This is a genomic window from Flavobacterium sp. LC2016-01 (assembly GCF_009711135.1).
Taxonomy (GTDB): domain Bacteria; phylum Bacteroidota; class Bacteroidia; order Flavobacteriales; family Flavobacteriaceae; genus Flavobacterium.
This window is the reverse complement of the sequence record NZ_WMIC01000004.1, coordinates 55,223-78,682: the sequence shown is the minus strand read 5'-3', so window position 1 is coordinate 78,682 and position 23,460 is coordinate 55,223. Positions and strand designations below refer to the sequence as shown.

Below are 23,460 nucleotides of genomic sequence, written 5' to 3'. Positions count from 1 at the left end.
AATTAATAACAATGGAAGTCTATAATTTGTTTTACGACAATGTTCCCAAATATCTGAAATATGCTATTCTGGCACTGCTTCTCTTTGTATCGCTGTGTGCAAACGGCATCTTTTTAGGCAGCGTTACAGATATGTACAGCAGCTCGGGATATTACGCCGAAGTATACACCATGGCATACAATGCAGTGTATATCGGTATGGGAATTGCCATGGTATTTTTTGTGAAACTTGCTACCCGATTTACAAGCAAAGACATCATCCTTTCCGGATTTACATTCATGCTTCCGCTGCATTTTATTATTGCCAATACCGATACGCCAATTATTGTCATCCTTTCTAGCTTTCTTCTTGGAATTGCAAAAGTGATGGGCCTGGGAGGAGTTTATCTGGAATGGCTGAAAATCTGGAGCAAACAGTATGACAGTTCAAGGCTTTATCCTTTTTTATATTTCATTGCCCTGGGCGGACAGTATTTCATCACCTGGGTGATGAGCTACACAGCCTATCTTTTTGACTGGCGCCAGGGCTACATTGTAATCTATATCTTAATTGTCCTCTCAGTGATAAGCATAATATATTCCTTTGAAAAACATCCCTTGAAAAATAAGATTCCATTATACCAGCTTGATCTTCCGGGCATAGCTTTTTTGGCCATAGCCATGATGAGCTTTAATTTTGTAATTGTTTACGGAAAAGTTGAAAATTGGTTTGCATCAGGGAGGATTACCTTAAGTTTTCTTTCATTTCTGCTTTTCCTGCTGCTTTTTCTAAGAAGGGAAATTATTGCCAAAAGACCGCTTCTGCCCCTAAAACTTTTAACTACAAATAATTTTGGCAGGGGGCTTATATACTTTCTGCTGTTAGGGCTCTTTATTCCCATGACACTGCAGTCTTCGTTCTCGGGAGGTATCCTGCAGCTTGAATCTATCCGCGTTTCAGAAATTAATCTGTATCTGCTCCCTGGAATAATTGCAGGCTGTCTGTTCTGTTACATCTGGTACTTGAAAAAATGGGACGGTTATCTTTTAATGGTAATTGGATTCGCCGCTATTACTTTTTACCATTTCTTAATGTACCGCATTTTCGGCAATGATTTTACCCTTGCCGATTTTTGGCCTCCCTCACTGGTAAAAGGTTTTTCTCTCGCCCTGCTCTACATCTCAATCGGACTTTTTACCACTGCTAAATTTGGAATTCCCGATGTAATAAAAGTTGCCGGAGTAATGGTTATTGTAAGGTCGTTCATCGGCAGCGGAATGTTCTCCGGCCTGTACAGTTACTTTTTATACAGCAGCAGAATCAGGCATCTTGATTATCTTGCTGCCCTTATAGACCAGGATAACTTTCTGGCAAAAACCGTAAATCAGTCCGATTACATCAAAAACATACAAAATCAGGCAACCCTTACCGCAGCGAAAGAGATTACAGGGGTCATCATCGAACTTGGTCTTATTTTGATTCTGCTCCTTGTAACGGCCTACTTTTACAAAAAACTAAAAAACACTATTCTAAGCTCTTAACCATTAAAAAGTATTGCATTTTACAAGTCTTTTTTTAGTATATTTACATAACCAATAACCAATTAAAAATGATTAATACTGACTTTTGTGAACCGTTTCTTGATTACATGAGAGGTTTTGTTGAACTTGATGCTCATGCCATAGAAATGATTGCAGCCAATGCAAAAGAAGTTATACTGCCTAAAAAACACACTATCCTATATGAAGGCAATCCTTCCGACAAAGTTCATTTCATGGTATCGGGAGAAGCAAGGTCTTTTTATACTGATTTTACCGGAAAAACCATAACCTGGTCCTTCCATTTCAATACTCCGCAAAGCATCAGCAAAAACTTGTTTGCGGTAGACTACAGAAGTTTTCTGAGCAATGAAAATTCATCAATATCAATCGAAACACTTACCGAGGTTAAAGCCCTTGTTTTTACAAAAGAGCAGGTAACCTACCTCATTGAGAATCTTCCGGTCTATGAGAGATGGATGCGTAAATTAAATGAAAAAGCGTTCGTACATACTTATGACCGCGTTTTTACACTGCTGACCATGACTGCCAGCGAACGATATGAAAAACTGCTGAAAGACGAGGCTTTTCTTCTACAAATGTTCTCGAGCTACTACATCGCTTCATACCTTGGAATAGCACCGCAGTCCCTGAGCCGAATAAGAGGGCAGGGATAAATAAGCTGTTTATTTCTTTATTAACAAATGTGAATGTTTCCAAAATCCATTAGCACGAACTTTGTAGGTAATTAATTATCATACAAAATGAAAAATACAATAAACATAGAACATGTCGCAGTAAAAGTTAATGGAACTTTTGAAGACTTTACCGGTAATCTTGAAGATCTGCTGGGAATATTAAAACCTGCTGATCTTGATTTTCTACATGGCAACAAGGCCTCTTTGGCAGGACTGCTGCAAAATTTAGGAGGCGAGGAAGAACTTATCCTCTTTAATATCATTGAGCACGGAGAACTTTTGAGGCTAAAAGGATTTGATGGCAGAAAAGCCAAACAGTATCAAATCGGAAATCCAGTGATGGCCATGAAAATGACTGCACAGAACATCAGCTGCGGGCTGTATGCCCCGCTGAGAATGCTGGTACATGAAAATGCTGACAGCACTGTTTTGGTAGAATATGACCTTCCCTCTTCGGTATTTGCGCAATTTGATAATCCTCAAATTGACTCGGTATCACAGCTGATGGATAAAAAGATTGAAAAACTGATTACCGCAGCTCAACTAAAATAATCCTTATTTAAACAGGCTTTAGAGTATCTTTTAAAGAGCAGTTGAAAATAAACAGGGAGATTGATTACTGCCTTTAGCAGCTAAATTGGTCTGCTGTGATTTTCAACTGCTTTTTTTTCCGGTAAATTACTGCCCGGATTAAGGACCGATATACATTAAAAAAACAGCTCAGTCAAAAAGAACTTCTGACTGCGGTGTCTGAGATTCTTATTTTTCCCACAGCTGCATTTCATTGCTCTTAATCCTTCAGGTAATGCTTTTTGATGCCCAGTTTCTTGATTCTTGAGTTCAACGTTGATATAGGAAGATCCAAAATTTGAGCGGCCCCGCCAATACCGCCTATTTTTCCTTTACATGATTTAAGCACTTTAACAATATGGTCACGCTCGTTTTCTTCAATGGTTTTAATACGCAGCGGTCCTTCTTCACCTCCTTCAGGCTGATCGGAAATCCCCGGAAGGTTCACATGGGTGATACAGTTTCCATTACTGAGCAGGATACTTCTTTCGATCATATGTTCGAGTTCCCTGACATTTCCCGGCCATTGATACGCCATGAGCTGTTTCAGGGCCATACTGGAGATCTTCATAATCTCTTTTTTGGTATTTTTCGAATGCTTCTGCAGAAAATGAGGTACTAAAAAAGGAATATCATCAATGCGTTCACGCAAAGGGGGCAGTACAATTGGAAAGACATCAAGGCGGAAATAAAGATCGCTTCGGAAATTTCCCGCTGCAACCTCCTTTTTTAAATCCCTGTTTGTGGCCGCAATAATACGGACATCCGTTTTTATGACTGTTCGGCCTCCTACCCTTTCTATTTCTTTTTCCTGGATCGCACGCAGTAATTTCACCTGAAGGTCCAGAGGCAGCTCCCCGACCTCGTCCAAAAATAAGGTACTGTTATTGGCTAGCTCGAATTTGCCGATCCTGCGGTCGGTAGCTCCTGTAAAGCTTCCTTTTTCATGGCCGAAAAGTTCACTTTCGATCAAATTTGACGGCAGGGTGGCGCAGTTCACTTTCACCATTACCTTGTCCTTTCTCTTGGAAGTATTATGAAGTGCCCGGGCGATAAGCTCTTTTCCTGTTCCCGTTTCTCCAAGGATCAGCACTGTGCTCTCCGACTCTGATACCTGGGAAACCAGGCGAAACACCTCATGCATAGCATGGCTGTCTCCAATAATCTCACTGTAATTGTGGGTGGTAAGTATTTCCTCCTGCAGATAAAGGTTTTCTTCTTCCAGCTGCTGTTTGTAGCGTGTAATTTCCTCTATCTGTCTTTCTATTTTTTCATTGGCAATAATATTGGCAATTGCAATTGAAAGCTGGGCTGCGATTCCTGATATCAGATTAATAAAATTCTGAGTAAGGCTCTTGCGGCTGTTAAGGATCAGGATCAATATACCGGTTTTAACAGCCCCTGTTCCCAGTGCAACATAAACCGCTTCGCGCATGCCGAGTTTGTAATATTTCTTTAAATAAGATGCTTCTGCTTTTTGATCAGAGAGTTCTTCCAGATCATATACCAGCGGCACGCTGGAGCGCAGCACCTGTCTCTCAAATTCTTTGTCGATATAACATCCCAGGGCTATATCTGTATAATTCATCTCTTGGCTGCATACTGAATCCGGATCACGCAGATAAGGGCTGTACTCCCCTGTCTGGTCATCTTTGACACAGGCCACAAGATCCCCGACAGGCAGCAGTTTTTTCAGCTTTTCGTTGATGACCTTCTGAAGATCATTTTTATTTCTGATGGAAGCCATAGCACTGTTGAGCTCAAGGAGTATCGATTTTTCCTTCTCCCTGTTCTGCATCTGCTCGGCGGCATGAAGATTAGCCGCAGCAGCCGAAAGCTGATAGGCCATACTTGCGATAAGATCAAAATAATGTTCAAAATAGAAATCGGTTTCCTTTGAAAATAAAAACAGGATTCCGGCAGGCTCCGTAACATGAAATATTTTGGCGGCTGCCACTTTTTTTATACCGTTTTCCGCCCATCTGAAAACACACTCAGGAATGTCTTTCTTGAGCAGCGCATTCTTGATGGAGAATTCTATAGGAGAACCGGCCGGGAAAAGCTGGTTTAAAAAAGCATAGTTTTTCTCCGAAGCATCCTGCCCGGATACCGAAGATAAAAACACCCCAGTACTTTTATCGTGAGTTGCTGGGATGAACATCTGTTCTTCTTTATCGGTCCATAAGATCAGGGCTTCCGAGAAAAAAGGCAGATTATGGAAATGCTCATCCAGTGTCTCTGCAAGATCATTCTTGGTCCTTACCCCTGAGAGGCTGTTGCCAAGTTTAAGGAGAAATTCTTTTTCGAAATCTCTTTTCTGTATTTCTTCCCTGGCAAGAATATTAAGCATCACAGCTGATAACTGCTGGCCGATGGAGAATAGAAGCTCATGCCTGTTCTGGGGAAATGCCTCGCTGTCCTTGGAATAAAAATAAATAACACCGCTTACCTGATCATCAACCGCTATGGGGATCGTAAGGAGCTTTTTCATTTTGTTCTCACTGAATACCGTTACATAAGGCGGTATATTCTCAGCTTCCCATTGCAGAACCTCATCCATAGTAAAAACTAAAGGATGCCCTGCCTTTAAGGTAGCATCGGCTATTCCGTCATCCGAGGAACAGGTCCCTCCTTTCAGCAGGTATAGATATTCAGGGCGGATCACACGTTCCTGTTCGAAATATTTTATGACAGCCATAAGCCTGGCTTTCTGCTTGAAGACCAGCATAAAAACCATATCACTAAATCCGAAGAGATCTTTGAGATTCTGGCCCACAAATTCCTCGAGAGACTCGCGGCTGCGGACGTAAACTAATTTTTTTGCTATTGAAAGCAGCACCTCGCGGTCACTGCCAAAAGATAATTCATCTTTTGTATTACCCTTGTCTTTTGCAAGTAATTCCACACCAGACTGCGTGTTTGTTTTGGGGTCCGGCTTTTTTTTTGAATCCATTATCTCTCCTAAGTTTGGTTAATACCTTTATCCTGAAAATGTCCCAATGACTTCTTAAAGGTACAAATAATTATATTTTAATCAGTGAAATTTTAATTAGACTGATTTATTTTCAAATATCTGTTTATTTAACCAAAATTCCCATACAATCCGCAATTAATTTTAAACAATTTATATTGCAAAACGCAATACTTTTACAAACTCTCAGCAGCTTTCGTATTTAACATTTAACCCGTAAGTATTGTATTGCATTACTCAGTTATAAATGGTAATTTTGAATTTCTAATAAAAAAGGGCTGAAGTTATTCAGCCCTTTAAATTATGGTTATGAAAGAGATTATCCCCAGATCAGAATGTCCTCTTGCTTTTTCTTTAGATCTATTTGGCGACAAATGGACACTGCTGCTGCTTAGGGACATGATTTTTTTTGGAAAATGTTCCTATAGTGAGTTTTTGTATTCTTATGAAAAAATAGCCAGCAATATTTTAACTGACCGTCTTTCTCTTTTGCTCGATAATGGCTTTATTACCAAACATACCGCCCCTTCAAAAAAATCAAAATTCCTCTATACCCTCACCGATAAAGGAATAGCCCTTATCCCTGCGATCACCGAAATCATATTATGGGGAGATCAGTTTGGTCCTTTTAAAATGCCGCAGCTCCTAGGGGAAATGCTAAAAAAGAACAAGGACAAAACATTAAAAACACTCGCAGTGAAACTCAAAAGAGAAAGGGATCTTTTACTTGAACAGCAGCAGTGATGCATCAGTTTAAAAAAATCAGCCTACTCCGCATAATGTAATGCTGCTTTACTTGCTTTAGGAAGCATATAAAGCAAAATACCCAATACAAGCAGCACCAATAATTCAGCACCTGCCCCGTATCGGAACGCTTTCTGATATACAATCAGATCGGCAGCCCCAGCAAGAATGGAGAAGAAAAGTCCCCCAATAAGAGAAACTCCCAGCGCTGAAGAAGTCTGCTGAAAAGTAGAATACAGTCCTGAGGCCGCTCCGGCAAATTCCTTAGGGACACTCTGAAGGGTGATGTTCAAAATCGAAGTGATCAGAATTCCTGTCCCTATACCATGGAGTATCAGAACCCCGCCGATAAACCAAAGTGAGATTCCCGGACTTGAAAATAAAAACAGCTGCAGGGCAAGTGACACCATCAAGGATGCCACACCATAAAAAGCTACTTTTTTGCCATACTTGCTGAAAAGCTTTCCTGCATACAAATTAGTAAAAGTGCTTCCCAGTCCAAACAGGATAAAAAGTTTTCCCACCAAAAATGCATCCAGGTGATAACCGTTTTGAAAAAGAAGCGTACTGATCAAAAGGTAAGAGTTATGAACCATAAAAAGGCAGAATACACTCAGAAGCCCGATATTGAAATCCCTGAAAGCAAACAGCCCGGTATCAATTAATTCTCCGTTGTCCAGTTTTTTTCTTTTCTTCTGGTTTTTCGCAAAAAGAAAAAAAAGAAAAAAGGAAAAAACAAGCATTAACCAGCTCCACCAAGGCCATCCATTCTCTCTGCCGGTAACCAGGGGCAGAATCAGAAAACCCAAAGCAAAAGTAAGCAGTACAACTCCTGTAAAATCAAATTTCTTTGATCTGTCAAGCTTGGTTTCTTCCAAAAAAACCGCTGCCGCCGCAACAGCGAGTATACCGATGGGTAAATTTATAAAAAAGATCAAGCGCCATCCGGGAATAAAGAAATGAAAATAAGCAAAATAGCCTCCCAGAAATTGTCCAAGGATGCTGGCAAGCCCTAAAGTTACCCCGAAATAGCCAACTGCTTTAGCCCTGTCCTGGGCGAGAGGAAATAATACCTGAATATAAGAAATGGTCTGCGGCACCATAAAAGCGGCGCTCACCCCCTGGAAAAATCTGGCTGTATTAAGCTCAAAAGCACTGTGGGTAAGGCCGCACCAGCAGGATGTCAGGGTGAAAAAAGCCATCCCGTAGATGAAAACCTTTTTTTTACCGAAATAATCCCCAAACCTTCCTCCGGTTATTAAAAATGCGGCATATCCAAGAAGATAACCGGCAATGACAAGCTGGACCTGCGCCTCACTGGCCTGCACCCCTTTCTTTATAGCAGGAATAGCTACATTGATTATAAAAACATCAATAACTGACAATAATGGGGCGGTTAAAACGATAAGCAAGGCAAGCCATCGGTTTGTATTTTGTTTCATGAAATTCATAGAGTATAATTTAATGCAATCCTGCAATTTTTTTCCTTAAAGACAAAACATACAGAAAATACAAAGGCTATGGTAATTAAATCACCACAGCCTTTTAAATTCTTTTTTTTCAGCTTAGAAAGCTAAGGGGTCCTGCATTAAAAAACGCAGCGGGCTAATTGGTCCCAGCGGGATAAATTCAAATGACATCATCTCTACCACTCCTAAAGGCAGTTTTTCAAGCAGCTCGTTTGCTGCTTCTGCCGTTGTAACATTCATGATAAATACCACACCGCTGATATCCGGTTTCAAATACCACTGCTCAATTACACCAGTTAAGTATAAGTTAACTGTAGCGGGTACTTCTTTGATCATAATAGGAAGTCTCGCTTTTCTGTCCAGTCCTTTTTCAGTCCAGCTTCCTATTGCTAAAATTTTGGTTACCGGAGTAGTTAAATCTATAGCACCTGCCATATGGATCGGTGCTGGGTTGTTCTCGTTGTTCATAATTTCTATTTTTTTTATAATTATTAATTTATTTGTAGTTTGTTATTTAAAATTCATCACAGGGCCTGTGAAACTCATTTCCTTAATCCAATTTATGTACCAACCCTGTAAAACTTTATAAACATTGGGATTAAGAAAAAATTCCATTTGAAAAAGAATTGTTTTATGGTTTTAAAACTGGTTAAAAAACCATATATCGATTCTTTTAGTTCCAGCCTCCTCCGGCAGAACGATACAAATCAACCGCGGCATCAAGTCGCGCTTTTTTTAATGCTGCCAATTCAAGCTCGCTCTGCAATACATTCCCCTGGGCTGTTATCACCTCCAGATAGGTGGCAAGGCCGTTTTTAAAAAGGAGGTTTGAATTGATGGTAGCCTTTTTAAGTGTTGCAGCCCTTTGGGATGCAATAGTCTCCTGCTCTTCAAGCTTGTCGATCTTTAGAAGGGCATCAGATACTTCACCTACTGCCTTCAAAACAGATTGTCTGAAATTGATAACGGCTTTTTCTCGTCCCAGCTTGGCCAGTTCATATTGTGTTCTAAGCTCCTTTTTTCTAAATAGTGGCTGTGTCAGCCCCCCTGCAACAGTTCCGAAAAGTGAAGCGGGGATATTGAACCAGTTGCTGGCCTGAAAAGAATTCAGTCCCGCCTGGGCAGTAATAACCAGTGATGGATACATATTGGCCCTAGCATAACCTATCTCCGCATTTGCTTTTGACAGGGCATATTCCTGAAATTTCACATCAGGTCTCCTGCTTAGCAGGGAAGATGGAAGGCCCGCAGATAAATCTTTGCTCACATTTAGCGTCCCAAGGGAAGTTAGTCGCTTGATTGCCTGTGGATTCTCACCTATCAAAATACTTAATGCATTTTCCTGGATCGCTGTTTCCTGCTCGAAAAAAGGAACCAGTCTCTGGGCATTCAGTTTTAAGGCTTCTGCCTGCTGTACGGCAAGAGAGGTAACCTGGCCTGATTCAAACTGAAGCTTGATCATGGTAAGGGTACTGTCATTAAGCTGTACATTTCTTTTGGCAATATCAAGCTGGGTATCCAGAAGAAGCAGGTTGTAATACCCTTTTGCAACACTGCTTACAATCTGGGTCTGTACCGCTTTTCGGGCTTCATCACTTTGAAGGTAACCAGCCAGGGCCGCAGCTTTCTGGCTTTTTATTTTTCCCCATATATCGGCCTCCCAAGACAGTCTTGCTGTCAGATTATAATCCTCGATATGATGTGAACCAAAAGCATTGGCTGTATTCATTCCGTTTATGCTGTTGTCTGAAAGACGCGCTGAAGCTGCTGTTGCGCTTAAATCAAGTGTTGGGATATTTCCCATTTTAGCCTGGCTTAAGGTTAATTGCGCCATTTCAAGATTGGTCAATGCAATTTTTAAATCATTGTTGTTGACAAGGGCACGATCAATCAAAACATTCAACTCAGTATCAGGAAAAAAAGATTTCCATGGAACCGAAGCGGCAGATATACTGTCACTTTGTATATCCCTGTAATTTTCAGGTGGCTGCACTACCGATTGTACCGAATCTTTTGGTACACTGCAGGCAAGCAAAAGCCCTAGGGCCAAAAAGCCCGTAATATTTTTATATTTGAACATGATAATTAGATTTAAATTAGTGATGGAGTTTCCTGCAAGGCAGGTCTTGATTTTTTGCTTACTTTCTCATGAAAATTCTGGAAGATTATAAACAGCACAGGTACTATAAAAAGTCCCAATACTACCCCGGCAATCATACCTCCTGCCGCCGCAATACTAATGGAATGGTTTCCGTTTGCAGATGGTCCGGTTGCTCTCATCATCGGGATCATTCCCACAATGAAGGCTAGTGAAGTCATGATGATAGGTCTGATCCTTAGGGCAGCCGCTTCAAGTGCCGAGTTTACAAGACTCAGTCCTGCCCTTCTTCGCTGAACTGCGAATTCAACAATTAAAATGGCATTTTTCGAGAGCAGTCCGATAAGCATAATAAGGGCAACCTGTACATAAATATTGTTTTCAATTCCCGCAAGGCCGATCGCTGCAAATACCCCAAATATACCCGTAGGAACAGAAAGGATTACTGCAAAAGGCAGAATGTAACTTTCATATTGCCCTGCCAGTAAAAAGAATACAAACACAAGACAAAGGGAGAAAATCAAAGTAGATTGTCCTGCAGAGGTAATCTGCTCTTTAGTAAGTCCCGAGAATTCTATGGTATAGCCTTTTGGAAGGTTATGGTTTTTAACTTCTTCAACAGCCTTGATCGCATCCCCTGAACTGAAACCCTCTTTCGGCATTACACTCACTGATATAGAATTAAAAAGATTATATCTTGTAGCGGTTTCCGGCCCAAAAACTCTTTTTAATGTAATCAGCGTTGCAATAGGCACCATTTCTCCTTTGCTGTTTTTTACAAAAACGCTGTTCAGTTTAGAAACATCGGTACGCTCGGCTACCTCTGCCTGGGCTACAACTCTGTAGTATTTCCCAAAGCGGTTGAAATCCGATACCTGGACACTTCCAAAATAAGCCTGCATCGTCTGCGTTATTTCATGAATGCTTACTCCAAGCTGTTTCGCTTTTAGTTTATCAATTTTCATGTCATACTGGGGGAAGTTGGCATTGAAGGTAGAGAAAGCCACTGCGATCTCTTTACGCTTCATAAGTTCAGCCATAAAATTATTTGCAACAACATTAAATTTGTCCAGTTTTACATCTCCTGTGCGGTCCTGCAGTACTACATCCAAACCATTTACATTGCTGTATCCTGCAATAGAAGGAAGTTCAAAGGCAAAGGCATTGAGTCCTTTTATTCCGTGCAGTTTTTGGCTGGCAATTGCCATAATTTCACCTACGGTTTTAGTTTCACCTCGCTCTGCAACAGGTTTAAGGATAATAAAAATCTGAGCCGATGAAGGACTGTTGGAATATGTAAGGAAATTAAATCCTGTAAGTACATTTACTCCTTTGACCTGAGGCATTTTGCTCAATTCATTTCTTGCCTCAGTGGTAAGTTCCTGCATACGCTCTAAAGAAGCTCCTGGCTGCATTGTCATTGCAACTCCAAAAAATCCGATATCCTCAGTAGGCACAAAACCAGTTTTTGTTTTACTGATCATAAGGGCCGTTGTTAGAGAAATTACTATAATCCCTGCAATGGTGATCCATTTGTGGCGGATAAGAAAACCAAGTCCTCCCAAATATTTAGTGGTCATCGAATTAAATGAACTATTGAAACCTACGAAAAATCGTTCTTTGAAATTTTTAGGCGCTTCTCCTTCTTTTTTATCATTGTGGATATCTTTAAGTAAAAGTGCCGCCAAAGCCGGGCTTAAGGTCAAAGCATTAACCGCTGATATTACAATCGCAATAGCCAATGTAAAGGCAAACTGGCGATAGAACATCCCTGTTGATCCCTGTATTAATCCAATAGGTAAAAATACAGCTGACATAATCAGGGTAATCGATATAATAGCACCGGTGATTTCATGCATCGCTTTGAGTGTTGCAGCTCCCGGGGCCAGTTTTTCACGCTCCATTTTCGAGTGTACCGCCTCGACTACCACAATGGCATCGTCAACCACAATCCCTATGGCCAAAACCAGGGCAAAAAGCGTCAACAGGTTAATGGTAAAACCAAAGACATTCATAAAGAAAAATGTTCCAATAATAGCGACAGGTACGGCTATAGCAGGAATAAGTGTTGATCTGAAATCCTGAAGAAACAAGAACACCACTATAAAAACCAGACCAAAAGCCTCTAAAAGGGTATGCTGTACCTGTTCAATACTGGCATCAAGTGCTACTTTGGTATTGTAAAGCATTAAGTTTTTCACCCCTTTTGGATAATTTTTTCCTGCTTTTTCAAGAAAATCTCCTACAGCAATCTGGATATCATTGGCATTGGCACCTGGCAATTGCTGGATCACAATGGTTACAGCAGGTTTGCCTTCATATTTGTTTTCACTGTTATAAGTGTAAGAACCGAATTCTACCCTTGCTATATCTTTAAGCTGTAAAACAGATCCATCCGGATTGGCACGAATTACAAAATTTTCATAATCTGGTTTCTTATTTAACTTTCCATCATATTTAATCACATATTCGTAAGCTTCTTTACTTCCCTCACCAAATTTACCCGGTGCGGCCTCAAGGTTCTGGTCCTGAATAGCATCCATTACTTCTTTTGTAGACAAATCATATGAAGCCATTTTTGCAGGGTTTAACCAAATACGCATTGAGTATTCCTTATTTCCTCCCAAAAGAAACACATTACCGATACCCTGTATCCTTTTAATGTCTGGGATAAGGTTTATATTGGCATAATTCACTAAAAACTGCTGATCATATTCTGCTGGTTTATCACTATACAATGTGGGAACCATAATAAGGCTGTTTACCTGTTTTGCAGTGACAATCCCTCTCTGTACAACCTCAGGGGGCAGCTGGCTGGTTGCCTGTGAAACCCTGTTCTGTACATTAACTGCCGCCTGATTTGGATCAGTTCCTGCCTTAAAGAATACTGAGATGACAAGTGAACCGTCGTTACTGGCCACAGAACTCATATAAGTCATATTATCCACACCATTTATTGCTTCTTCCAGTGAAGGTGCAACAGAACGCAGAATGGTTTCTGCATTGGCTCCTGGATAAATTGCCGTTACTTTCACTGCCGGCGGAGCTATATCGGGAAAGCGTTCCAAAGGAAGACTAAACATTCCCATTATTCCCAGTATTACCAGGATGGCCGATATTACGGTGGCAAGTACCGGCCTTTCGATGAATCTTTTTAACATGACCTTGATTATTTAATGGTTGCTACTTGAATTGGCGACTTTGGAGCTGCTAGTTTTGGCTGGATCTTTTGTCCTTCCTGTATATGGTCAAAACCGTTTGAAACAATTCTGTCCCCTTTTTGAAGACCTGCCTTTATGATGTAATTGCTTCCTGTGTTTCCAGATATTTCAATAGATTTTTTACTTATTGTATTATCTTTATCTACCAGATATACAAAAAGTTTATCCTGCATTTCCTGAGTTGCGGCCTGCGGAATATTAATTACATTTTTAAATTCCAGACCTAATCTGATTTTACCTGTATTACCAGATCTTAATAATCCTTCAGTGTTAGGGAACGAAGCTCTTAATGTAATAGCAGCGGTATTTTTGTCAAACTGTCCGTTTACAAGTTCTATTTTGCCTTTTTTACCATAAATAGTACCGTCAGCTGTGACAAGTTCTACCTCGGGAAGATGTGCAATTTTCTGTTCAAGGTTTTTTCCCGGATACATTGTTTTAAAAGCTACAAAATCACTTTCACTAAGTGAGAAGTATACGTGCACCTCATGAACATCTGAAAGTTCCGCCAAAGCCTCAGGATCAGCTATCCCTACAAGACTTCCTTGTTTTTTAGGCAGTCTTCCGATATATCCGTTGACCGGAGCTGTGATTAAAGTATACCCAAGATCTATTCTCGCAGATTCAAGATCTGCTTTTGCCTGCCCTAGATTTGCCTCAGCAATTCTTTGAGTGGCAATAGCAGTTTTTAATTGATAGTCAGACACAACCTTATTGGCAACAAGAGGAGTAAGTTTCTCCACTTCAAGTCTTGCATTTGTAAGGGCGCTCTGTGCAGCAAGTAATCTTCCTTTGGAGTTATTGACTCTTTCCTGATAAGGTCTTGCATTGATTTTAAAAAGAGGTGTTCCTTTGGTAACGTAAGCACCTTCATCTACAAACACCTTGTCAAGTGTTCCATTTACCTGTGGACGGATTTCCACATTTACACGGCCCTCAACCGAGGCCGGATATTCTGAATATACAGTTGCATTTCCAGAGTTAACGCTAAGTACCGGCAGTACTTCTAATGCAGGAGCCTGAGCTTCCTGTTTTCCTGTACAGCTATATATAAATGCAAGGATAAATAAAGAAAAGATTTTCATGATTTTAATTTTTAAAGTGTTCATTATTTTATTATTGATTTTTTGGTATTATGATTTTTATTATTTTTTTGTTGTTCTAATCTGATACAAAGTAACAGCGCACAAAAACCAAAAACATTCACATTTGTTAAATAGAAACACTTAATAATCAACACGTTAAACTAAAAACTCAAAAACACATTAATCATACCTTAATACAACTAATTAAAAATCAGGCAGTTGTATTTATTTGCAAAAATTTAATCTGCCAAATACCAAATAAGAGCGTTTAATTATGCGATATGTCAATTTAATTTCAAGTTTTAAAGTGGATTTCTTTAACTGTTTTTTAGTGTTGTGATGTTTTTTTATGCTGCTATAATTTCTAACCGTGTTAACTTTTGGCTAAAAAAAAAACTTACTTGTAATTGGTGAAACCTGCAATTAGATTTTCCAATACCTTCATGTTAAATGCTTCGCTGTTTTGCGGATTGACCATATTTATAGCAATCAGGCCATGCACTGCCGACCACATCGCAAAGTATTGGGAAGAAACCTGCTGGTCTGACGCGTCAACGCCCTGTATTTCTGCAAGTACGCTGAGGAACATTTTGGACGGATTTTCATCATCATCCAATATCACTTTCTCCTGGCAGCAATGCGTGTCGATTCCAAACATCAGCTGGTAAAACTCGCTTTGAGCAAATGCAAAGTCCCAATAGGCCGTCCACATCTTTTTTAATTTCTGACCTGGCTGATCTTCCAGGATTCGAGCTTTTTGGAGAACTGCCGCAAGTCTTTTAAAACCTGTTTTTGTCAGCTCATTAAGCAGTGCATCCTTGCTGGCAAAATATTCATAAATTACCGGCACGGTATACTCTATGATCTGAGCAATTTTTCGCATACTCAGTGAATGCCATCCTTCTTTTTTTACTATTTCAAGAGCAGCAGTCAAAATCGTATTTCGAATGTTTTCCCTGTTTCTAAGTTTTCTTTCTATAATTCCCATGGCATGTCTTTATAACATTAAACTAATTTATACCGATCGGTATATTAAATGATAAAAAAATATTAATCCCTTACAACCCGCTATACAGACCGGTTTAAATTAAATCAATAAATTAGTTTTTAGCATCGCGTCCCGTATACTGGTACCGATTATTTTACAGCTTCAAATACCCAGGCCTGAAAAGAAGTTCGCAAAGGTTTATCGCCAAGGTCCATCGATAATTTCTCTTCTAACTTTTCAATTACATCAGGCAGCAAATGCGGGATTCTGTCATTGATAAGGTTAAGTGTCGGAAGACCGATTATAAAACCTTTAGCTGCAACTGATGCATTTTCAATCTCGCTGTATTTTCGAACAGAAACTGCTTTTTTATTTTTAAACCCAGCTACTTCTAATTGATGTAATACTGTCTTTTCATCATTCATACAGAATGGGCCCTCGTTGAAAATTGCAGTCGGCTCTTTACCTAAAAAAGAGTTTACCACTAAATTGCTGATCTGCCATGCCTTATTGTTTGAAATTGGCCCCCAGGTATTAAAGATTACTCTTCCCCCAGGCTGCAGGACCCTGTAAATTTCTTCAAGCGCTTTCACTTTGTCAGGAACAAACATTATCCCGAATTGACATACTATAAGATCAAATGTGTTGTCATCATAAGGCAGCTTTGAAATATCAGCAGTCTCCCACTTTACTTCAGCAGATGGTACTCTGCTTTTTGCTACTGCGATCATACCCGGATTAATATCCGTAGCGGTAAGAGAAGCTTTTGACGGAAGCAGATCCGAAAGATGTTTGGTTACGCGGCCTGTTCCACAGGCAAGTTCCAAAACATTCTCCACGCTGGCAATGCGGCTTCTTTCTAAAAGGTCAAGTGCAAATGGTTCAAACATAAATGCACCTAAAAGATCGTCGTAATTTTGAGCGACTGAACTATCGAAAACAATTGGTTTATCTTTCATGATTATAATTTTTAAATATTAGTATTATTTTACATGACAAAGTAATGGCAAGAAAAAACAATAAGAATTCACATATGTGAAGAAATAAAAAAAACTCGCTTACAGCTGCTTATATTAAAGAAGACTCTCCTTAACCCCTTTTATCCTTGTTATTATAATGCCGAGATCCAAAGCAAATCCATGTTTTTGAACCGAACCGAACTTCTTATATAAAGAAGACCTATATATAAGACTCTTGTTCCATAAAGTATTTATTGAATGGTGATGAAGGTCAGATGATATCCCGGAGAAGAACTGATAGCAATTCCATTAACATCTTAAAATTTCCCATTTTCAAAAATGAAGACGACAGATTTAAGGATTTATAAAAACAATGCTTTGCCTCTTTTTCGGGAGCATTCGTATTTATTCACATATGTGAATGTTTAGCCTTGACGAATGTCGCAACTTTGTCAATGAATCACAACATATAAAACACTAATTAACAGTGAATTGACATAATAAATTTATTGATTATAACTGTCCAAATATCGCATCACAAATGAACGAAAAGCGATATTAAGCATCTATTAAACAGGTACAAAACAAATAACAGACTGTAAATCAATAAATTACACTGTGGCATTAAAAATGCATCATACTTTAGGTATTAAATAATATTGGCATACTAGCTTTTAGCTGCAAAACTGAATTTTATGTATTAAACAAAATCAAATAGTAAACTAAATTAGTTGAAGGATTAAGAAATACAGCAGGCTGTCCTAAAAAAGTGTTATAGACTAGTGCTCAAATTGGTGGGATTTTCCATGAAATTCTTAAGCAGAAAAAAGGCTCTTTAGAAGAACTGAAAAGTGTTTGTCAGCTGCAGAATTGAAAATTTTAGTCAATAGATTTTTTTTTCGAACAGTGTTCGATTATCTTTGCAGTAAAATTAAAGGGTATGTCAATAGCAGTAAGAAAATTAAAAGAGAAAGAAAATATGCGAAAACTCATCCTTGATGGGGCCCGCAAGGTTTTTTTGGAAAAAGGATACGAGCTTACCAGTATGAGAAATATTGCAGAAGCTATTGATTACAGTCCAAGCAGCATCTATTTCTATTTCAAGGAAAAGGGTGAAATATTTCATGAACTGCATGAGGAAGGATTCCGGGTTCTACTCAGCAGCATGCAGGTACTTGAGCATGTAAGCGATCCCTTTGAAAGACTGAAAGCTATGGGACACGTTTTTCTTGATTTTGCTATACATAACAAGGATTTCTACAACTTAATGTTTATAGTCGACGAACCATTAAAGAAGAAATCGGAGGATGATCCCTGGAGAATGGGAGTCAGAACCCTTGACTACCTGATAAGTGTAGTTAGGCAGTGTATGGAGACCGGAAGATTTAAAGGCATGGATGCAGAGAACCTGTCCTTTACAATTCTTTCTTCCCTGCACGGAATGAGTGCGCTCTTCTGTAAAGACAGAACCAGTACCTTTAAAGATAAGACTTCAGAAGAGCTTATTGAGGATGGTTATAAAAATTTAATTTTTATGCTAGAAAAGCTTTAGGCTTTTTTTGCAATTATTTCGAACACTGTTCATAATTAATACAGCAATCAAAAATGAAAACTTTAAAAGTAAAATTTACCAAACATGCGCTCCTATTCTGTCTTATGGCAGTCTCGCAGTTCTCTTTCGCACAGGCCACTTTAGACGACTATATCAGGGAGGGGATTGCCAGCAATCAAAGCATAAAAGAACAGGACTTTCTCTTAGAGAAAAGTGTGTACGCATTAAAGGAAGCCAAAAGCCTTTTTCTTCCGAGTGTAACTTTCAGTACAACCTATACTAAGGCTGATGGCGGAAGGGCTATTGAATTTCCAAGCGGGGATTTATTAAATAAAGCCTATGCGACCTTGAATACACTCACGGGGACCAACAATTTTCCCCAGCTGCAGAATCAAAGCATACAGCTTAATCCCGATAATTTTTATGATGCAAAATTCAGAACCAGTCTTCCGCTTTTAAATGCTGAACTGATCTACAATAAACGCATAAAAAATCAGCAGATAGATTTACAAAAAACCGAAGTGCTCCTTTACAAGCGAGAGCTGGTAAAGGAAATAAAAAAAGCATACTATCAGTTTGCAAAAGCTGATAATGCAATTAAGATCTATGAGTCTTCAATGAAACTCGTTAAGGAAAACAATAGGATCAATACCGCCCTGTTCAATAATCAAAAAATAAACAGGACTGCTGTGATCCGCAGTGAGAATGAAATTTCAAAAATAAATGCACATCTGGTAACAGCACAGCAGAATAAGAAATCAGCCCAATCCTACTTCAACTTTCTGCTCAATAAACCATTAACCGATTCCATAAATGTAGATACTGATACCGCCCTGCCGGTAATAGAACTTACAGAAGCGGATGTGAGCCGACGAGAAGAACTTGCTAAAATCAAAACAGCCATGCAGATAAACGAAAATGTTGAAGGGCTTACAAAATCCTACATCATTCCTAAAGTAGGCACCTTTCTGGACCTTGGATCGCAGGCCTTTGATTTTAAATTTAACCAGGACAGCAGATACTACCTTTTTGGTGTAAATATGGAATGGAACCTTTTTGCATCAGGTAAAAATATCTACAAAAGAAAACAAGTGGAATCACAGCAAAAAAGCCTTTCAGCAGAAAGCTCTTATGTAGAAACACAACTCAAAACGCAGCTCAATATTGCCAAAAATGATTTTCAAAGTGCAGTTGCCCAGCATGATGCGGCAGAGAAACAGCTAAAGACAACCGATCAGTATTATAAAGATGAGCTGAGGCTTTATAAAGAAGGACAGGCACTTTATATCGAATTGCTTGATGCCCAAAATCAGCTTATAAATGCACAGCTGGAAGCCAATATCGCACTTTTTGACGCCTGGATAAGGTACGCTGATATCGAACGTGCTACGGCAAGCTTCAACATAAATTAACTAAAATAAATAACATATCATGAAATCACATATCATCCCTGTTTTACTCCTTAGTGCCCTATTCTCACTTACCGCCTGCAAGCATAAGCCGGACGAGTCTGAGAAAATAGCAAATACAGATCTTATTCCTGTTAAGGTGATCCAGATCGGTTCAACTCAAAACGCAGCTGAGATTGCTGCAACAGGACTTGTAACCACAGAAAATGAAGCTGACTATTCCTTTAAAATTTCTGGCATAATTCAAAATATCTATGTTGAAGAAGGACAGTTCTTTAAAAAAGGAAAACTTCTGGCCACCCTTAACAGCACAGAAATTGGAGCCGGAGTGGATCAGGCAAACCTTAATGTAGAAAAAGCAAAAAGAGATTATACCCGAACGCTGAACCTTTACAGGGATAGTGTAAATACACTGGAACAGATGCAGGATGCAAAAACGAAGCTGGATCTGGCACAGAAGTCCAGACAGGTTGTGGCATTTAATGCACAGTATTCTAAAATCTATGCCGTAACAGATGGTTTTGTGAACAAAAAAATAGCCAATATCGGCGAGGTGATCAGCGCTGGTTCGCCAGTTCTTTCAATCAATGAAAGCAGAGGCAATGGCGATTATATTCTCAAAGTAGGTGTAACAGACAAGGAATGGGTAATGATAGAACTCGGCCAGTCGGCCAAAGTGACTCTGGACGGCTATCCTGAAGAAACCATCCAGGCTGCTGTTTTCAGGAAATCACAAGTTTCCAATGACATGGACGGGTCCTATCAAATTGAACTGAAACTGAAACTTAATAAATCAAAACCTGCAATCGGCATGTTCGGTAAGGCCGTAATCCTGACCCAGCACAATACTTCAAGCAAAATGATTCCCTATGATGCGCTTATAGAAGCCGATGGCAACAAAGCCTTTGTCTTTACAATAACTTCAGAAGGAAAAGTAAAAAAAGTGCCGATTATCATTGATGATTTCGATAATCAGCAGGTAGCTGTTAAAAGCGGTCTTGAAAATACAAAACAAATTATTGTTTCCAACAGCGCTTTTTTAAATGAGCAGTCTCAAATTAAAGTAATCAAATAATTTACGCTATGAAAATCACAAACTATGCGGTAAAAAATTACCAGTTCACCCTGATCATGTTTGCCATGGTGGCAGCAGTAGGACTGGCAACGCTCTTCACAATGCCGCGAGCAGAGGATCCTGCCCTGCACCCGCCATCTTATGTTGTTACCGTGATCTATCCCGGAACAAGCCCTAAGGAAATGGAGGAGACTGTAGTGAAGCCTCTTGAGAAAAAAATATATCAGCTTGAGAATATAGCCAAGATAATGACCACCATTAAAAATGGTCTGGCAGTACTTGTAATCGATTTTAAATATGGCGTAGATGTCGAGAACAAATACCAGGAATTGTCAACTGAAATAAATGCCTTGAAAGGCAATGAAATCCCGAAAGATATTTACTCGCTGAAGGTTGAAAAAATTAATTCAAGTGATGTTAATGTTCTTCAGATCGCGCTGGTATCACAAAATGCTTCAGCAAAGGCCGTGCGAGATTATGCTGACGAGCTCAAAACGAGACTCGAGAAAATAACAGAGCTGAAAAATGTTGAATACTCCGGGGTTCCTGAACAGGAAATCCACGTCGATCTGCAATTTGATAAGTTAGCACGTCTAAAAATTCCTATCAGTGCGGTTATTGGAAGCATGCAGAGTGAAGGCACCGACATTTCAGGGGGGAACCTCAACATGGGAGCTAAATCTTTTAATGTCAAAACAAGCGGAAAATACAAAGATGCAGAGGATGTTGCCAATACTGTTATATATAACACAGCGGGCCAGATCACCTATCTTAAAGACGTTGCTGAAATCAGCAGGAAAAACGAGGTCGAAAAGCATTACGTAAGACTTAACGGAGTTCGCGCAGTATTGGTAAACGCTGCAATGAAGGAAAATTTAAATATAGCAAGTGTAGAGAAAAAATACCTTCCGGTTATTGAGCAATTTGAAAAGACACTTCCTGCAAACATCAAACTGATAAAAAACTTTGATCAGGGAAAGATGGTATCAAACCGTCTGAATAAATTAGGTGAAGATTTTGCTATTGCAATTTTACTCGTGCTTATTACACTTCTTCCTCTGGGAACGCGCGCTTCGATAATTGTAATGATTACCATTCCAATCAGTCTGGCACTAGGTCTGGTAATACTGAATGCTTTTGGATATTCACTCAACCAATTAAGTATCGTCGGACTTGTAGTAGCATTGGGACTGCTGGTGGATGATAGTATTGTTGTTGTGGAGAATATTGAAAGATGGCTTCGCGAAGGATACTCTAAAAACGACGCTGTCTTGAAAGGTACCGCGCAGATTGGTGAGGCCGTACTGGGTTGTACCGCTACATTGATCATTGCTTTCCTTCCTCTTGCATTTCTGCCTGATAAGGCCGGTGAATTTGTTAGAAGCCTTCCTGTTGCCATCATGTCAAGCGTATTTGCCTCAATGATAGTTGCCCTTACACTTGTTCCTTTTTTAGCAAGCCGCATACTTTTAAAACCTAAAAATGATCACGGGAATATGTTTTTAAGAAACCTTCAGAAGTTTATTAACTTTTATGGAGGAATAATGACACATGCCCTTCATAAACCTCTTTTAACGCTGTTTATTGCCCTTGCCTTAAGCGGATCGGCGATAGCTCTGTTTCCGGCAGTAGGATTTAAACTTTTCCCGGCATCTGAAAAAGCAATGTTTCTGGTTAACCTGAATATGCCACTGCAGACCAATCTGACAGAGAGCGACAAAATAACCAAACAGGTTGAGGCTGTATTGAAAAAATATCCGGAAATTAAGTACTTTACCAGCAACGTTGGCAAGGGAAATCCACAAGTATATTATAATATCCGCCAGCAAAAAGAACAATCCGATTTTGCACAAATACTTGTGCAGATGGACAATGAGGCCAGACCTTCAGAGAAAATAGAACTTATCGAGAAACTGCGTAAAAGACTCGCTGACTTTCCTTATGCCAAAGTAGAGGTAAAAGATTTTGAACAGGGTCCTCCTATCGAGGCGCCTATCTCAATTCGAATATTTGGTGAGAATATGGATTCAATTCGTGCAATTTCATTTAAAGTTGAAAAAATCCTTCGCGCCGACAAGGGGACAGTTTATGTAAACAATGAACTTAATGTCTATAATACAGATGTAAGAGTGAATATCAACAGAGATAAAGCCAGAACTCTTGGTATCCAGACTGGCGATATTGATAAAACCGTAAGGCTTGCTGTAGCAGGTCTTGAAGTAGCGCAATATATTGATGAAAAAGGAGACAGCCGTAAGGTAGTTGTAAGCGCCCCTTTGCAAAAATTTGCGACACTTGATGCTTTTCATAACATGTTTGTCAATACTTCAAGCGGAAAGCCTGTAGCATTAAACCAGATTGCAGAAGTAAAATTCGAAACCTCTCCAACGGCGATCAATCACTTTAATAAAAGCAGATACGCCAAAGTCAATGCATATACAAAAGAGGGAATATTGGCCAATAATGTACTTAAGGAAGTAGTGCCAAAAATAGACGCTATTAAAATGCCCGAAGGATATTATTATAAATTATCGGGAGAAAAAGAGTCAGAAGGAGATTCTTTAGGAGGTAATTTCATCACCGTTATTATCATGAGCATCTTCTTGTTTGTTGCAGCACTGATCCTGCAGTTTAAGAATTTCAAAGGGATCATTATTGTGCTTTCGGTAATTCCCCTTGGTATTGTCGGAGGGATTGTACTGCTGTTTTTAAGTGGAAATCATATGGGTCTTGTAACGATCATCGGATTTATTGGACTCTCGGGAATTGAGGTCAAAAACTCACTTCTGCTGGTTGATTTCACAAACCAGCTCCGTCGTGAAGGTATGCCTCTTGAAGAAGCAATCGTACATGCAGGGGAAACTAGATTTCTGCCCGTTGTACTTACCTCGCTCACTGCAATTTTCGGACTTATTCCTATTGCGCTGAATCCTAATCCAAACATATCACCGCTGGCAATCGTCCTTATTGGAGGGCTGATTTCCTCAACATTATTATCAAGAATTCTCACACCGGTAATGTATAAACTGATCCCTCCAAGAATAGAGGTAAACCAGGATGTACAGCAGCCGAATTAATAACACAATAAATTAAAGAATACAATT

Annotated in this window: 16 protein-coding genes; 8 read left to right on the top strand and 8 right to left on the bottom strand. The window is 39.5% G+C overall.

The window, feature by feature from the left end; genetic code table 11:
- Positions 1–11 precede the first annotated feature (11 nt).
- From GKZ88_RS09715 to GKZ88_RS09705, 3 genes are all read left to right on the top strand, one after another.
- Positions 12–1,520 (top strand): hypothetical protein, encoded by a 1,509-nt coding sequence (locus GKZ88_RS09715; RefSeq protein WP_155102183.1) that lies wholly within the window; start codon positions 12–14, stop codon positions 1,518–1,520.
- A 68-nt stretch (positions 1,521–1,588) separates the two neighbouring features.
- A complete protein-coding gene (locus tag GKZ88_RS09710; RefSeq protein ID WP_155102182.1) occupies positions 1,589–2,194 on the top strand; it encodes a Crp/Fnr family transcriptional regulator in 606 nt (201 codons plus the stop codon).
- An 87-nt stretch (positions 2,195–2,281) separates the two neighbouring features.
- Entirely contained in the window at positions 2,282–2,767 is a 486-nt protein-coding gene (locus tag GKZ88_RS09705; RefSeq protein ID WP_155102181.1) for a DUF302 domain-containing protein, read from the top strand.
- Between the two features lie 238 nt (positions 2,768–3,005).
- Here the strand turns inward: GKZ88_RS09705 and GKZ88_RS22470 are convergent, their stop codons facing one another.
- The gene (locus GKZ88_RS22470) at positions 3,006–5,738 is read right to left on the bottom strand and encodes a sigma 54-interacting transcriptional regulator (protein WP_155102180.1); all 2,733 of its coding nucleotides are present in this window, start codon (positions 5,736–5,738) and stop codon (positions 3,006–3,008) included.
- Positions 5,739–6,065: 327 nt separating this feature from the next.
- Here GKZ88_RS22470 and GKZ88_RS09695 point away from each other — a divergent pair, with 327 nt between their 5' ends.
- On the top strand, positions 6,066–6,500 hold the full coding sequence (locus GKZ88_RS09695) for a helix-turn-helix domain-containing protein (RefSeq protein ID WP_155102179.1): 435 nt from the start codon (positions 6,066–6,068) through the stop codon (positions 6,498–6,500).
- Positions 6,501–6,523: 23 nt separating this feature from the next.
- Here GKZ88_RS09695 and GKZ88_RS09690 read toward each other — a convergent pair whose 3' ends face one another.
- The 7 genes from GKZ88_RS09690 to GKZ88_RS09660 form a co-directional block, all read right to left on the bottom strand.
- On the bottom strand, positions 6,524–7,951 hold the full coding sequence (locus GKZ88_RS09690) for an MFS transporter (protein WP_155102178.1): 1,428 nt from the start codon (positions 7,949–7,951) through the stop codon (positions 6,524–6,526).
- Between the two features lie 114 nt (positions 7,952–8,065).
- Positions 8,066–8,437 carry a hypothetical protein gene (locus GKZ88_RS09685; protein ID WP_155102177.1) on the bottom strand — a complete coding sequence of 124 codons (372 nt, stop codon included), beginning with the start codon at positions 8,435–8,437 and terminating at the stop codon, positions 8,066–8,068.
- A 205-nt stretch (positions 8,438–8,642) separates the two neighbouring features.
- The gene (locus tag GKZ88_RS09680; RefSeq protein WP_155102176.1) at positions 8,643–10,049 is read right to left on the bottom strand and encodes a TolC family protein; all 1,407 of its coding nucleotides are present in this window, start codon (positions 10,047–10,049) and stop codon (positions 8,643–8,645) included.
- Between the two features lie 11 nt (positions 10,050–10,060).
- Positions 10,061–13,228, bottom strand: a complete 3,168-nt coding sequence (locus GKZ88_RS09675) for an efflux RND transporter permease subunit (protein ID WP_155102175.1) — start codon at positions 13,226–13,228, stop codon at positions 10,061–10,063.
- An 8-nt stretch (positions 13,229–13,236) separates the two neighbouring features.
- Positions 13,237–14,373, bottom strand: a complete 1,137-nt coding sequence (locus GKZ88_RS09670) for an efflux RND transporter periplasmic adaptor subunit (protein WP_155102174.1) — start codon at positions 14,371–14,373, stop codon at positions 13,237–13,239.
- A gap of 397 nt (positions 14,374–14,770) precedes the next feature.
- A complete protein-coding gene (locus GKZ88_RS09665) occupies positions 14,771–15,361 on the bottom strand; it encodes a TetR/AcrR family transcriptional regulator (RefSeq protein ID WP_155102173.1) in 591 nt (196 codons plus the stop codon).
- A 149-nt stretch (positions 15,362–15,510) separates the two neighbouring features.
- Positions 15,511–16,320 (bottom strand): methyltransferase domain-containing protein, encoded by an 810-nt coding sequence (locus GKZ88_RS09660; RefSeq protein WP_155102172.1) that lies wholly within the window; start codon positions 16,318–16,320, stop codon positions 15,511–15,513.
- Positions 16,321–17,260: 940 nt separating this feature from the next.
- Between GKZ88_RS09660 and GKZ88_RS09655 the strand changes: the two genes are divergently transcribed.
- The 4 genes from GKZ88_RS09655 to GKZ88_RS09640 all read left to right on the top strand — a co-directional run bounded on the left by GKZ88_RS09655 (position 17,261) and on the right by GKZ88_RS09640 (position 23,433).
- Complete coding sequence (locus GKZ88_RS09655; protein ID WP_155102171.1) at positions 17,261–17,872, top strand: TetR/AcrR family transcriptional regulator; 612 nt, start codon at positions 17,261–17,263, stop codon at positions 17,870–17,872.
- Positions 17,873–17,925: 53 nt separating this feature from the next.
- On the top strand, positions 17,926–19,284 hold the full coding sequence (locus GKZ88_RS09650; RefSeq protein WP_155102170.1) for a TolC family protein: 1,359 nt from the start codon (positions 17,926–17,928) through the stop codon (positions 19,282–19,284).
- 136 nt (positions 19,285–19,420) lie between these two features.
- Positions 19,421–20,356, top strand: coding sequence for an efflux RND transporter periplasmic adaptor subunit (locus tag GKZ88_RS09645; protein WP_347343866.1), 936 nt, complete (start codon positions 19,421–19,423; stop codon positions 20,354–20,356).
- 8 nt (positions 20,357–20,364) lie between these two features.
- Positions 20,365–23,433 (top strand): efflux RND transporter permease subunit, encoded by a 3,069-nt coding sequence (locus tag GKZ88_RS09640; RefSeq protein WP_155102168.1) that lies wholly within the window; start codon positions 20,365–20,367, stop codon positions 23,431–23,433.
- The last annotated feature ends 27 nt before the right edge of the window (positions 23,434–23,460 follow it).